The 12,627-nt window shown below is 58.6% G+C and carries 12 protein-coding genes and 1 tRNA gene; 9 read left to right on the plus strand and 4 right to left on the minus strand.

The genetic code is table 11. From position 1 onward, the window contains the following. Positions 1 to 79: 79 nt before the first annotated feature. Genes terL through ACR3EH_RS03470 form a run of 3 tightly spaced genes read right to left on the minus strand, consistent with a single transcriptional unit; the run spans position 80 to position 3,360 of the window. Complete coding sequence (gene terL / locus ACR3EH_RS03460; protein WP_171675444.1) at positions 80 to 1,555, minus strand: phage terminase large subunit; 1,476 nt, start codon at positions 1,553 to 1,555, stop codon at positions 80 to 82. Continuing rightward, the gene (locus ACR3EH_RS03465; RefSeq protein WP_171675383.1) at positions 1,542 to 1,973 is read right to left on the minus strand and encodes a DUF5681 domain-containing protein; all 432 of its coding nucleotides are present in this window, start codon (positions 1,971 to 1,973) and stop codon (positions 1,542 to 1,544) included. Before ACR3EH_RS03465 ends, terL begins: the two co-directional genes overlap by 14 nt. Beyond that, a complete protein-coding gene (locus ACR3EH_RS03470; protein WP_253746360.1) occupies positions 1,966 to 3,360 on the minus strand; it encodes a site-specific DNA-methyltransferase in 1,395 nt (464 codons plus the stop codon). The genes ACR3EH_RS03465 and ACR3EH_RS03470 overlap by 8 nt, the downstream gene beginning before the upstream one ends. Before the next feature lie 448 nt (positions 3,361 to 3,808). On the opposite strand from ACR3EH_RS03470, the gene ACR3EH_RS03475 reads away from it, so the two are divergent. From ACR3EH_RS03475 to ACR3EH_RS03485, 3 genes are read left to right on the plus strand one after another with little or no spacing between them, the layout of a single operon-like run. After that, positions 3,809 to 4,039: a DUF3489 domain-containing protein gene (locus tag ACR3EH_RS03475; protein ID WP_170554399.1), complete on the plus strand. Its 231-nt coding sequence runs from the start codon at positions 3,809 to 3,811 to the stop codon at positions 4,037 to 4,039. Then, positions 4,036 to 4,452, plus strand: a complete 417-nt coding sequence (locus tag ACR3EH_RS03480; protein WP_171646702.1) for a DUF2924 domain-containing protein — start codon at positions 4,036 to 4,038, stop codon at positions 4,450 to 4,452. The genes ACR3EH_RS03475 and ACR3EH_RS03480 overlap by 4 nt, the downstream gene beginning before the upstream one ends. Further along, positions 4,449 to 6,128 carry a recombinase family protein gene (locus ACR3EH_RS03485; RefSeq protein ID WP_171675442.1) on the plus strand — a complete coding sequence of 560 codons (1,680 nt, stop codon included), beginning with the start codon at positions 4,449 to 4,451 and terminating at the stop codon, positions 6,126 to 6,128. The genes ACR3EH_RS03480 and ACR3EH_RS03485 overlap by 4 nt, the downstream gene beginning before the upstream one ends. A gap of 374 nt (positions 6,129 to 6,502) precedes the next feature. Here ACR3EH_RS03485 and ACR3EH_RS03490 read toward each other — a convergent pair. Continuing rightward, positions 6,503 to 6,592, minus strand: a tRNA-Ser gene (locus ACR3EH_RS03490). 202 nt (positions 6,593 to 6,794) lie between these two features. On the opposite strand from ACR3EH_RS03490, the gene ACR3EH_RS03495 reads away from it, so the two are divergent. The 6 genes from ACR3EH_RS03495 to ACR3EH_RS03520 are packed head-to-tail and all read left to right on the plus strand — an operon-like array spanning position 6,795 to position 12,627. Next, positions 6,795 to 8,099, plus strand: coding sequence for an SPOR domain-containing protein (locus ACR3EH_RS03495; protein ID WP_171184822.1), 1,305 nt, complete (start codon positions 6,795 to 6,797; stop codon positions 8,097 to 8,099). A gap of 16 nt (positions 8,100 to 8,115) precedes the next feature. Further along, positions 8,116 to 9,282, plus strand: a complete 1,167-nt coding sequence (locus ACR3EH_RS03500; protein ID WP_171184824.1) for a D-alanyl-D-alanine carboxypeptidase family protein — start codon at positions 8,116 to 8,118, stop codon at positions 9,280 to 9,282. After that, the gene (gene tmk, locus ACR3EH_RS03505; RefSeq protein WP_171184826.1) at positions 9,279 to 9,905 is read left to right on the plus strand and encodes a dTMP kinase; all 627 of its coding nucleotides are present in this window, start codon (positions 9,279 to 9,281) and stop codon (positions 9,903 to 9,905) included. The genes ACR3EH_RS03500 and tmk overlap by 4 nt, the downstream gene beginning before the upstream one ends. A gap of 3 nt (positions 9,906 to 9,908) precedes the next feature. Continuing rightward, positions 9,909 to 11,030 (plus strand): DNA polymerase III subunit delta', encoded by a 1,122-nt coding sequence (locus tag ACR3EH_RS03510; protein WP_171184828.1) that lies wholly within the window; start codon positions 9,909 to 9,911, stop codon positions 11,028 to 11,030. Next, positions 11,027 to 11,833 carry a TatD family hydrolase gene (locus ACR3EH_RS03515; protein ID WP_171184830.1) on the plus strand — a complete coding sequence of 269 codons (807 nt, stop codon included), beginning with the start codon at positions 11,027 to 11,029 and terminating at the stop codon, positions 11,831 to 11,833. The genes ACR3EH_RS03510 and ACR3EH_RS03515 overlap by 4 nt, the downstream gene beginning before the upstream one ends. After that, positions 11,830 to 12,627, plus strand: coding sequence for an MBL fold metallo-hydrolase (locus tag ACR3EH_RS03520; RefSeq protein WP_171184831.1), 798 nt, complete (start codon positions 11,830 to 11,832; stop codon positions 12,625 to 12,627). The genes ACR3EH_RS03515 and ACR3EH_RS03520 overlap by 4 nt, the downstream gene beginning before the upstream one ends.

Here is a 12,627-nt window from a genome sequence, read left to right on the forward strand (position 1 = left end):
TTGGGGCCGCTCTCAGGATTGGTCCGACATCGGCCCTCCCAGTACTATTCAACGAGTTTTCAAGCTCAACTCCGAGATCCTACCGTCGCCTGACCCTCTCTCGATTACGCTCCCGACGTTCGATGTTGATCCGGTGGTCGCGGCCCAATGCCCGGTAGAAGCCCGGTCCCTTGGACCAGTTCAGAAAGTGGGCAAAGCTGTCGACCTGATCGTCGTTGCGTCCGCGTGGAAAGGACTGAAGCTCCCGTTTGAATACCGGCAGCCAGGATGCATCTGCAGGCAGATAAACCTTGCCCTCTTCGACAGGACCGCAAGCGGACTGGAACCGGGTTTCCTTGTCCTTGTCGGGTTTAATGCGTTCGTAGCGCCGACGGTCATCACGAAACAATTCGTCCAAAAGAGGTTTGCCGGAGGCCGCATCTTCGATCAGGACACGATCGGGATCCCAACGGCCGACAAGTTGCAGTGCCTTGGCTTTCAGGTCTGGGTAGTCTACCTGCCCGCGCCAGACGTCGATAAGATACCACGCATTTTCGCGGAACCCCCAGGTTGTACAGACAGAGAAATCAGACCGGGGGTCTGCCGACATGCCCGTATCCCAGCTCTGAACCACCAGTTGGAACCAGCGGCGATCTTCGATGGTCTCGTAGGTGCCAAACCACTCCCAGCGCAAGGGCGACCCGTCGGGAGCAATGGGGTTCTGCTGATACTGGCAATTGAACACGGCCGCGCCCATTTCGCGACGCTTGGTATCCAGCGTTTGCTGATCCAAACGGGACGGGCACAGGAGATCACCCGGTTTGCGGCGCATGACCCTTCCACGCCCAAGAGGAACCACCTCATGGCCTTCTGCGATGGCAGGCAGATTCAGATGCCGGTAGGTCCCGCGTTCGAGCAGATAACCCGGCGGATCCATCTCGTGCAACCGTTGCGCAACCATAACCACACGCCCTTCGGCCGGATTGTCGAAGCGCGACAACAAGGTCCCCTCAATGAACTCCTGCGCCTTGACCAGCTCGGCTTCGGAGCCGGCATCTCCGGCTTTCAGCAGGTCATCGATGATGATGTAATCGGCGCCATGACCGGTGACAGAACTTCCAATGGAGACAGCCTTACGGCTGCCTCCCTTTGTGGTGCGGATTTCTTCTGAGGTGTTGCCCTTTTTAGCCAAGACCGTTTCAGGGAACATTTCCCGGTACCAGCGCGCAGACATGATCCGACGACAATCTTCGGAATGTTTGCGCGCCAGATCCAACCCATAGCTGGCAACGATGATCTTGGCGCTGGGGTTATGACCGAGAAGATAAGCGACATATGCAACGGCCACGGTGACCGATTTCAGGCAACGTGGCGGGATGTTGATGATCAGTCGCTTGTTTTCGCCTCGACGGACATTGTCCAACTCATGGCACATGGCCCGCACATGCCAGGCCGGATCAAAGCTGCGGTCAGTTCCCTGGTGCAGCGTGCCAAACACACGCCACACGAAGGGAAAGATATTGTCTCGGCAAACCTCGCGAGCGGCTTGCACGATTTTTGGATCAGGAGTCGTCATCTTCCGCCTCCTCGTTTTCCAGATCACCGTCACCGTCCAGTTGGCTGGAAAAGAAATCCCGGAGGATGTCGTAGTCGACAGCGTCCGGCTCAACCGTACGGACGCTTTCTTGCGCGTCCAATTCACTTGCGTTGAACAGATCTGTGTCCAGCTTAAGCAGCGCCATCAACAATTTCGTGTCGCCCTTCAACGCGCCTGCCGTGAACCGCTTGGCAATTGCCTCAGCCTTGGAAATCCGGATTTCGTGGCTGCCTTCGCGAACCGTAATCTTGGTTTCCAATTCGCGTTTCAAGCTGGCATTCACCCCTTTGGCACCTTTCGGCCGCCCTTTCGGATTGCCGGATCGGCCTTTTTTGAACTGGGTCGCTTTGGGCGGCTTGCCGTAACCCACCTCGTAGTCTTTCGTATCGTCAGACATGACCCACCTCCTGTTCTGAAGTGGTATCGTTGGCCGCAGAACGCGCATCGAACGTCTCGCCTGTCACCGCGTGCACGGCGTTCTCACCAGTCATCTCCTGCCAACGGCGGATGGCGACATCGACATAGGCCGGGTCGAGCTCAATGAGCCGCGCCCGCCGCCCGGTTTTCTCTGCTGCCAGCAAGGTCGCCCCGGACCCGCCAAAGGCGTCCAGCACGACGTCGCCGCGGTGGCTCACATCCATGATGGCATCTGCAACCAGAGCTGTCGGCTTCACCGTGGGATGATCCGCGAGATCCGCCTCGCGCCCTGCCCCAAAGCTGTTCACACCGGTATAATCCCAGACATTGGTCCGGTTGCGCCCGTGCTTGCCCAATTCGACATTGTTGACATGCGCAGCACCTGGTTTCTTGAAGATCGCAACCAGCTCATGCTTGGAACGATAAAGGCTGCCCATCCCTCCGTTGGTTTTATTCCAGACGCAGAGATTGATGAGATCAAAGCCACCTGCCTTGCCCGCCGCAATCAACTCTTCGATATGACGCCAGTCCATGCAGATCATCGCAATACGCCCGTCTGGCAGACGGCCAAACAACTGGGTGATCACGCCTGAAAGAAAGCCGCGGAACTCGCTATCCGACATTTCTCCCGACGCCATGGCAAACTCGCGGTGTTCGGCGCTATTGCCGGACCGCACATGCCCATTGACCGGCACGTTGTAAGGCGGATCGGTGAAGACTATCTGCGGGGTCTCGCCTTCCAGCAAGGTGTCGTAGCTCTGGGTTTGAAGGGCGTCCCCGCAGAAAATGCGATGATCTCCGAGAACCCAGAGGTCGCCCGGCTCCGTGACTACGGGTGCCGCAGGGTCCGGCGTCTCAACAGTTTCCGCCACAGATTCCGTCACCTCACCGACGCTGTCGATAATGATGTCGATCTCCGGTGTTTCGAACCCTGTGATGTCCAGATCAAAATCCAGCTCGCCATCAAGGCTGAGATTCATCAGCTCGGCAAACTCAATCTGCAGAGCAGCTTCGTTCCAGTCGGACAATTCCGCCAGCTTGTTGTCCGCAATGCGCAGAGCGCGCACTTCCGCTTCTGACAAGTGATCCGCGACAACAGTCGGTACGGAATTCAACCCCAGGGCCTTGGCGGCCTCATAGCGACCATGACCCGCGATGATGGTACCTTCAGCATCCAACAGGATCGGAGTGACAAAGCCAAACTGGGCCACCGATGCCTTCAGTTTGTCGACATTCTTGGCCGCGTGCACGCGGTTGTTGTTGGCGTAGGGCTTGATCTGGCTGATCTGGGATTGGATAACTTTCTCCGCCATCCAGATAGGCGTATTGGACGCCTGGACGTCGCTGTGTGTGTTTTCAGCAGGCATAACCGCCTCCTTTTGCGTGACGCCGCGCGGACGTCGAGATGGAGGGATCGCGTTGGAAAATCGGAGAGAGCACAAATCGCAACTCCCCGGACCAATCGATCCGAGACGTTGCTCCTTTGAATGCTCTCGGCGGAAACCTGTGTTTCCAATGAGTGCTGCCTGCGGGAGCAGTTTCCCGCCCCGATAGTCCGGGCGATTAGGTCGAATGTAGGTGCCATCAATACGAGACGCAACCCCCCAAACTAAAAGTAACCAATTAAGATTGTTGACGAATAATCGGGGGTACGGCAGCGTCGCACTTCAAAACACACGCCTCCAGTAATCGTTTCAGAAAGAGCTGGACTGTTGCCGTCAACCACGCATCACTGAACCCACGCCCGAGCCATTCGGGCGCTCCTCGGTACCGGGGTTCGGCATCTCGCTGACCCAAGATCAGAGGAGACAGTTCATGTCCAAACGGAAGCAAACCAAAATTGACAAGGTTCAAGCTTTGTTGCGTCGCCCGAGCGGCGCCAGCCTTGAGGCGCTCTGCAAAGCAACGGGGTGGCAGCTTCATTCGGTCCGAGCGGCTCTAAGCGGCCTGCGGAAAAAAGGCGTCACAATTGAAAGGCGGACATCCGACAAACCAGATGGTTCTTCCACCTATCACCTGACGGTGGGAACAGGAGAAGAGTCATGACCAAGACTAGCGATGTTGCCGATCTGGCCGTCATGGGACGATCGGATCTGGTCACGCTTTGGCAGCAACTGTTTGATCAACCCGCCCCCGCCATGCTCAGCCAACCCTTCCTGCGCCGCTTTATCGCCTTTGAGATGCAGTCCCGCCGTCATGGCAGGCTACCCCGTCAAGTCAAAGCCACGCTGGAAAAGGGCTCTGGGAAGAAACCCCGGCCTACATGCCCTGCCCTAAAACCCGGCGGGCGCCTGCTACGCGAGTGGAATAGTGTGACCCATGTAGTCGACGTTACAGAAGACGGCTTCACTTGGAACGGTCGGTCCTATCGCTCACTCTCGGCCATCGCCCGAGAGATTTCCGGCGCGCATTGGTCGGGGCCGCGTTTCCTTGGGCTCACCGGCAAGGCCGCCAAATGAGCCCGCGCCGTAAAATCCGATGCGCCATCTACACGCGCAAGTCCTCAGAAGATGGTCTGGATCAGGACTTCAATTCGCTGGATGCGCAATATGAGGCCTGCGCGGCCTATGTCGCAAGCCAGCGACATGAAGGCTGGACCCTGCTGTCCGGGCGCTACGATGACGGTGGCCTGTCGGGCGGCACCCTAGAGCGCCCCGCCCTTCAGCGCCTTCTTGAAGAGATCGATGCCGGGCGTATTGACATGGTGGTGGTCTACAAGATTGACCGGCTGACCCGGTCGCTTGCCGACTTCTCTAAGCTGGTCGACCGGCTCGAACAGGCAAACTGTTCTTTTGTGTCCGTCACGCAGGCCTTCAATACCTCATCTTCCATGGGCCGGTTAACGCTGAATGTGCTGTTGTCCTTTGCTCAGTTTGAACGGGAAGTCACCGCCGAACGTATTCGCGACAAGATTGCAGCGTCGAAGAATAAGGGGCTTTGGATGGGTGGCAACCTGCCTCTGGGCTATGATCGCCACCCCGATCCGAAGGCAAGAACGCTGGTGGTGAATGAAGAGGAGGCCAGAACGGTCCGGCATCTCTTTGGGCTTTATGATGAGCTGGGTTGCCTGCGCAAAGTAGAAGAACGGGCAACGGCAGAAGGGCTGCGGTCAAAACGGGTTGTTCGGACAGATGGCAGTGTGAAGGGGGATTGTCCGCTGTCACGGGGTCAAATCTATTACCTGCTGCGCAATCCGGTCTATCTCGGAAAAATCCGCCACAAGGATAAGATCTGGGACGGACAACATCCGGCGATCATCGATCAGGACATCTGGGACCGGGTGCAGGAAAAAATGCGACAGGCCTCCAACCGCTCGCGGGCACGCGGCGACTCCGATGCGCGCCAACGCTCCACTGACCCCGGGGCCTGGCTCACCGGTCTGCTGTATGACGAAACTGGTGATCGGTTGACGCCGACCCACACCACGCGCAAAGGCCGACGGTTGCGCTACTATATCTCCAATCGACTGATCTCAGGTGGCAAGGATATCTCTGGCTGGCGACTGCCCGGCCCGGCGCTGGAACACGCCGTCATGGACGTCATCGTCAGACATTTGCAAGACGCCGCCGCGGCGCACCAAGTACTGGCGCAACCGGAGGCCGGGTCAGCCGAGCCAGTTCAGACTTCAGTTGCGGATTTAGTAACCCGGCTTCTAGGCCAAGGCTGTCAGATCGGCGCTGCTCTTCTGGCCAAAGGCAAACTTGCACGAGGACAGATCGACCTCGAATTTAACCCCAAAACTCTGGCAAGCGCACTTGGCATCGCGGCCGATCATCTGCACCCGGATCTCACCCACGTCACCGCATCTTTCGATCTGCGCCGCCGCGGCGTCGAGGCCAAGGTCATCGCCGGAGACATGGCACCCCAACCTGATCCCCACCTCCGGTCCATGCTGATCCGCGCACATGGCTGGGCCCGTGATCTGAAGGCCGGAGTTCAACTGATGGAGATTGCCCGCCGCGAAAGCGTCCCTGACGCCTTCATCCGCACCCGTGCTCAGCTCGCCTTTCTCTCACCGAAGATTCAAACGGCGATTCTCGACGGGACCCAGCCGCCCGAACTCACACTCAAGCGTCTGGTCAGCGTGACCCACCCACTTGAATGGTCCGAACAGGAACGCCTGTTCGGCTTCTGACATCTCCAGATCCTGCGTCCCTGATACAGGGTTCGCCCTCCCTGATCCGTCGGCACAATTCCCTGTTCCCACGAGAAAATTCCCTGTTCCGCCTTTTAGGGAATTTGCAGCATAAACCTCTGAAAACATACAGTTCTGATAGAAGAAATGACGGAAATCAGTCCCGGTTTGCGAAAATTCCCTGTAAATTGCAGGTTATCAGGGAAATCCAGCCCAAAGCGACCCCACCAAAATGCGACACTGAGACTTGCGCCTGAATTGTCCTCTGAATGTACGGTTTGCTTCGTCTCTGATTGAAAGCGCATGCGCCAACGCGCGGGAATTGCGGCACAATTTCGGGTCAGAAAACACAACTGAAGTGAGACAGGTATGAGTGGCGGGGAGACAGGGATTCGAACCCTGGGGACGCTCTCACGCCCAACGGTTTTCAAGACCGCCGCATTCGACCACTCTGCCACCTCCCCGTCGGAAGCCGGGTCTAAGGCCAAGTTCGCTCAGAGGCAAGTCGAAAACGGGAAATCTTGCCGAAGAGTTTTCAGCGCTCTTTCCATGACCCTTCAGCCACGTTATGATTGGGTGTAAAGACCGTAACAGGCTGGCATACAGAACCAGCAGACCGGCAACGGGGTTCGTGAAACGAAACCCCTTCAGGCAAGGGATAAGCAGATGAAGCGAGCGATCGAGACACGCCCGGGGCCCAAAAGGCTGGCGTATCTGGCGTTGACTTTGACGATTTTGGCCGGATGTGAAGAGGCTTTGGGTACAGCTGAAACCGCCGAAAAATCCCAGGACAACGATGGGAAAATCGAACTTATACCCCAGGTGACCAGTGGTTCGCAGCGCGACGTAGAAGCACCGGACGTTTTCCGCGTTACCGAAGCGGGGCTTTGGGATGGGCGACCCTCGCTGGGGGGCATATGGGTGGCACATCCAGACGTGAACCAACCCGAGCGTGTTGTGATCAAAAACACCGCCAACAACAAATCCGTGACTGGTGCCTTGTTCCGGCGCGAGCGTAACTTGCCCGGTCCGGCGCTTCAGGTCTCATCCGCTGCAGCGGAACAGCTTGGATTGCTGGCAGGGTCACCTACAAAGCTTAGCGTTGTGGCGCTGCGTCGCGAGAAGATCGAAGAACCCACGGCTGAAGAATCACCACAAGCTGAGGACGTAACCGCAGAAAACGAGACCGCATCGGCAGATACAGCAGCCGATGGCCAAGCCACGGGTGATCCTGAAAAGCCCGCCAAACGGAAATGGTGGCAAAAGAAAGAGCCCGCAGTTGCTGCTGCCGGTACCGCCGCTGTTGTAGCAAGCGCCTCGGAATCCGAAGAGGACACAACAGCAGAAACGGAAACGGTCAGCGATTCTGCTCAGGAAACCGCAGAGGAGCAAACCGAAGCGCCCGCTGAAAAACCGGCCAAGCGGAAGTGGTGGCAGAAGAAAGCACCCGCTGCTGCTGCCGCTGGAACCGCAGCGGCTGCAACAGATGCAGCCACAGATAGCGCCGAAGTTGCAACCGAGGCTGCTGCTGCCGTAACCTCTCCGGCTTTGTCAGATGCGCCGGTCGAAGCCCCGGCCGAGAAACCCGCCAAGCGGAAATGGTGGCAAAAGAAGGATCCCGCAGAGATCACTGAAACGCCACTGGACCCGATCGAAGGTGCCGCCGCCGCAATTGATGCGACCGAAGCAACACCAGCAGCGGCGACGGCTGCGGCTGCCGCGACCACCGCATCACCGCTGAGCAAACCGTTTGTTCAGATCGGAACCTTCAGCGTCGAGGATAACGCCAACTCTGCCGCACAGAAGGTGCGCAGGAACGGTATGTCCGCAGTTGTTCGGGAACTGAAAACCGCAAATAACACCGTCTGGCGGGTGCTGGTTGGCCCTGCCGCAACCCGGGCCGAACGCAAAGCCATTCAGAAGGACGTAAAAGACCTTGGCTTCAAAGACGCGTTCACCGTATCCGACTGAAACAGGGAGACGCAGCATGCCAGCCTCGATGCGCACATCCGTTCTGGCCATGGGGATTGCCCTCATGGGACTGCCCGCACACGCTTTTGATACCACAGCTCGCGCAGCTTATGTGATTGACCAGACCACCGGCACTGTTCTTCTGTCAAAAGACGCCGACCAGCCCCTGCCGCCCGCGTCGATGTCAAAGCTGATGACGCTGTATGTGGCCTTCGAGGCTTTGCGCGATGGCCGACTGACACTGAATGAAACCCTGCCCGTGTCCGAACACGCGATGAGCTATGGCGGCTCGACCATGTTCCTGAACACGCAGGACCGCGTCACCGTCGAAGACCTGCTGCGCGGCATCATCGTTTTGTCGGGCAATGATGCCTGCGTCGTTATCGCCGAAGCACTTAGCCCCGACGGAACCGAGGCCGGGTTTGCGCGGTACATGACCCAACGCGCGCAGCAAATGGGCATGAACAATTCCAATTTTGCCAACTCGAACGGCTGGCCTGCCGCCGGTCATATGATGTCAGTGCATGATCTGGCCGTTCTTGCGGATCGCTTGATTTCGGACTTCCCTGAATATTACCCTCTCTTCGCCGAGGAGGTTTTTGAATTCGACGGTCGCGCGCCGTCAAATGCCCGCAATCGCAACCCGTTGTTGAAGCTGGATATCGGCGCGGACGGTTTGAAAACCGGCCACACGCAAGAGGCCGGCTATGGCCTTGTCGGCTCTGCCAAACAAGGTGACCGGCGTGTCATTTTCGTCCTGACCGGGCTCGACACCACCGGCCAGCGGGCAGAGGAGGCTGAGGCCGTGGTTAACTGGTCGTTTCGAAATTTTGTCGAGAGGACAGTTGCCAACGCGGAAACGCCGATAGCCGAAGCCCAACTGTGGATGGGTGAGAAAAAGACCGTCGGGCTTGTTGCCGAAGGTGATCTGAACGTGCTGTTCCCGGTTCTGGGGACTCAAAATGTCGAGGCCGAAGTTGTGTATGACGGCCCAATCAACGCGCCAGTCCAAAAAGGACAGCAACTGGCTGAACTGGTGATCAAGCCCGAAGGACTGCCCGAGATCCGGCGCCCACTGGTGGCAGCCGAGGACGTGGCCGTCGGTGGCTTTGTCGTGCGCATGTTGACGGTTGGCGGCATCGTATTGAAAGACGTGATCAACAACCCGCTGGAGTCGATGTGACGAAAGCAGGGTTATTTCTGACCTTCGAAGGCATTGACGGATCAGGCAAGTCAACCCAGGCGCGGATGCTGGCGGATCGTCTGCGCGCGCAGGGACATGAGGTCGTGCTGACGCGCGAACCGGGCGGCTCACCGGGGGCTGAGGAAATTCGCCGCCTTGTTCTGGAAGGCGACCCGGATCGGTGGTCGGCCGAGACAGAGTTGCTGTTGTTCACCGCAGCCCGCCGCGACCATCTGGAGCGCACCATCGAACCCGCCCTTGCGGCAGGTAAAGTGGTGATTTGCGACCGTTTCGCAGACAGCACACGTATGTATCAGGGCTTGTCACGCGGCGACCTGCGCAGTCTGGTAGACCAATTGCACAACCTGATGATCGGCCGCGAGCCGGATATGACGCTGCTTATCGATATGGACCCGGAAACGGGATTGTCGCGCGCTAAAGGCAGGCAAGGTACCGAAGAGCGGTTCGAGGATTTCGGTCCCGATCTGCAAAAGAAAATGCGCGCAGGGTTTCTGTCGCTGGCTGATGAATTCTCGGGCCGGTTTCGCGTCGTAAATGGCAACAGGGACATGGACAGCGTTGCGCAGGATGTGACAGATATCGTTCAAGCAGCTTTGCGGTAAACGATGAGCGACGATACTCCTTCTCCGGATCAGGTGCCGGGTGCACCGCATCCGCGCGAAACCGCTCGGCTATTTGGCCAGGACGCGGCTCAACACGCATTTCTGACGGCCTACAATTCCGACAGGCTGCACCACGGTTGGTTGCTGACCGGGCCGCGCGGCGTCGGCAAAGCAACGCTGGCGTGGCGGATCGCGCGATTTTTGCTGGCCACACCCCCGGCAGATGACGGCGGCTTGTTCGGAGCGCCGCCGCCGCCAGAAACGCTCGAAATTGATCCCGATCATCCGGTATCACATCGCATGCAGGCCGGAGCCGAACCAGGATTGGCTGTGGTCACCCGATCACCAAACGATCAGGGGCGGTTGCGCGGCGAAATTGTCGTGGACGATATCCGCAAGCTGGGTAAGTTCTTTGGTCTGTCCTCGGCTGATGGCGGACGCCGGGTGGTGATTGTGGATTCGGCGGATGAAATGAACATCAGTGCTGCCAACGCGCTGTTGAAGATGCTGGAAGAGCCGCCTGCGCGCACCACACTTTTGCTCGTATCGCACCAACCTTCGCGCTTGCTGCCAACCATCCGGTCGCGCTGCCGCACGCTGCGCCTTGGCCCGCTGAGTCCGCAGGACATGCAAACCGCCCTGTCGCAAACCGGAACAGAAGTTCCCGCCCAGACTGAACACCTGGCCGCACTTGCGGCAGGATCAGTTGGGGATGCTGTGCGGTTAATCAATCTTGGCGGTCTGGACATTTATGCCGAGCTGATCGCCATTCTGGGCACCCTGCCCCGTATGGACCGGCAACGCGCACTGGCGTTGGCCGAAGCCGCAGCACAGCGCGGTGCCGCTGATCGTTTCGAGTTGTTGCTAACGCTGATCGACGTCGCCTTGTCACGGCTGGCTTTGACTGGCGCAACCGGTACCCCCCCCGTTCCCGAAGCGGCCCCAAACGAAGGTGAAACGCTGATGCGTCTTTCGGCTTCCCCCGATCAAGCCCGCCGCTGGGCAGAAGTCGCCGCGACAATCACGGCACGCGCACGGCATGGTCAGGCGGTGAACCTTGACCCTGCCGCTCTGGTCCTAGATACGGTGTTCAAGATACAGGAAACCGCCGGTCAGAACAGATGAGCGACACCCCCCAGATTACCGACAGCCACTGCCATCTGGACTTCCCGGATTTCGACGGCCAGTTGGACGAGATCATCACGCGCGCGGCCGAGGCTGGTGTGACCCGCATGGTCACGATTTGCACCAAGCTACGCAACGAACCCAGCGTCCGTGCGATTGCCGAAGCCCATGCGCCCGTCTTCTATGCCGCCGGCACGCACCCGATGAGTGCGGCGGATGAGCCGATAACGTCGGTCGACGAACTGGTTGCCTTGGCCCAGCACCCGAAATTCGTCGGTATTGGAGAGTCTGGTCTGGACTACCACTATACCGCCGACAGTGCGGAAGTGCAGAAACAATCCTTGCGCATCCATATCGAAGCGGCCCAGCGCACTGGCCTGCCCCTGATCATTCACGCCCGCGCAGCGGATGATGACATGGCCCCAATTCTGGCCGAGGAGTATCGCAACGCACCCTATTCCTGCGTTATGCACTGCTTCTCTTCTTCTGCCGAATTGGCCAAGGCCGCGCTGGATCTGGGCTTTTACCTGTCCATGTCCGGCATCACCGCCTTCCCCAAAAGCCAGGAGTTGCGCGATATTTTCGCAACCGCACCGGTGGACCGCGTTCTGGTGGAGACCGATGCGCCCTATCTGGCCCCACCACCCTATCGCGGCAAACGTAACGAACCCGCCTACACCGCCCACACAGCCCGGAAAGGGGCTGAGGTTTTCGGCATGGATTACGCCGCTTTTGCAGCCCAGACACAGGCCAATTTTGACCGCTTGTTCACCAAGGCCGCGCTGTACAAGGCCGCTGCATGACCGGGGTGCGTTTTACAATTCTGGGCTGCGGTTCCTCGGGCGGCGTACCAAGGCTGGGCGGCCAATGGGGCGACTGCGATCCTACAAACCCGAAAAACGTGCGCCGCCGCTGCTCGCTGCTGATTGAACGCGAGGGGCCGGATGGAACGACCTCGGTTCTGGTCGATACCACGCCGGATATGCGCAGCCAGTTGCTGGACACCGGCACCGGGCGGTTGGATGGGGTGGTCTATACCCACTCGCACGCGGATCATGTACACGGGATCGACGACCTGCGCATGATCGTGTTTAACATGAAAACGCGCGTACCCGTCTGGGCGGATGGGGACACACAGAACGCGTTGCTGGGCCGTTTCGGATACGCCTTCATTCAGCCTGAAGGTTCACCTTATCCTCCGATCCTGGACCTCAAATCCATTGATGGCCCTTTCGACATCGATGGTCCCGGTGGGCCCATTACGTTGCGCCCGTTCAAAGTGAACCACGGCTCGATCGACTCTCTTGGGTTCCGCATCGGTCAGCTGGCCTATCTGCCGGATGTCGCCGAGATTTACGACGACGCCTGGCCCGAGATGGAAGGGTTGGACTGGCTGATCATCGATGCATTGCGCCGCAACCCGCATCCCACGCACGCGCATCTGGAAAAGACGCTGGGATGGATCGAACAACTGCGACCAAAACGCGCGGTGCTCACCAATATGCATATCGATCTGGACTATGCGACGGTTGACGCGGAAACTCCCGACTATATCACCCCCGCTTTTGACGGGATGGTGATCTATCAGGCGCAATAA

The organism is Ruegeria sp. BG7 (assembly GCF_056535685.1).

Coding starts and splice junctions, on each gene's coding strand:
- ACR3EH_RS03480 (WP_171646702.1), top strand. CDS start 4,036: ATGACCAAGACTAGCGATGTTGCCGATCTGGCCGTCATGGGACGATCG.
- ACR3EH_RS03510 (WP_171184828.1), top strand. CDS start 9,909: ATGAGCGACGATACTCCTTCTCCGGATCAGGTGCCGGGTGCACCGCAT.
- ACR3EH_RS03470 (WP_253746360.1), bottom strand. CDS start 3,360: ATGCCTGCTGAAAACACACACAGCGACGTCCAGGCGTCCAATACGCCT.
- ACR3EH_RS03500 (WP_171184824.1), top strand. CDS start 8,116: ATGCCAGCCTCGATGCGCACATCCGTTCTGGCCATGGGGATTGCCCTC.
- terL (WP_171675444.1), bottom strand. CDS start 1,555: ATGACGACTCCTGATCCAAAAATCGTGCAAGCCGCTCGCGAGGTTTGC.
- ACR3EH_RS03485 (WP_171675442.1), top strand. CDS start 4,449: ATGAGCCCGCGCCGTAAAATCCGATGCGCCATCTACACGCGCAAGTCC.
- ACR3EH_RS03465 (WP_171675383.1), bottom strand. CDS start 1,973: ATGTCTGACGATACGAAAGACTACGAGGTGGGTTACGGCAAGCCGCCC.
- ACR3EH_RS03515 (WP_171184830.1), top strand. CDS start 11,027: ATGAGCGACACCCCCCAGATTACCGACAGCCACTGCCATCTGGACTTC.
- ACR3EH_RS03495 (WP_171184822.1), top strand. CDS start 6,795: ATGAAGCGAGCGATCGAGACACGCCCGGGGCCCAAAAGGCTGGCGTAT.
- ACR3EH_RS03520 (WP_171184831.1), top strand. CDS start 11,830: ATGACCGGGGTGCGTTTTACAATTCTGGGCTGCGGTTCCTCGGGCGGC.
- ACR3EH_RS03475 (WP_170554399.1), top strand. CDS start 3,809: ATGTCCAAACGGAAGCAAACCAAAATTGACAAGGTTCAAGCTTTGTTG.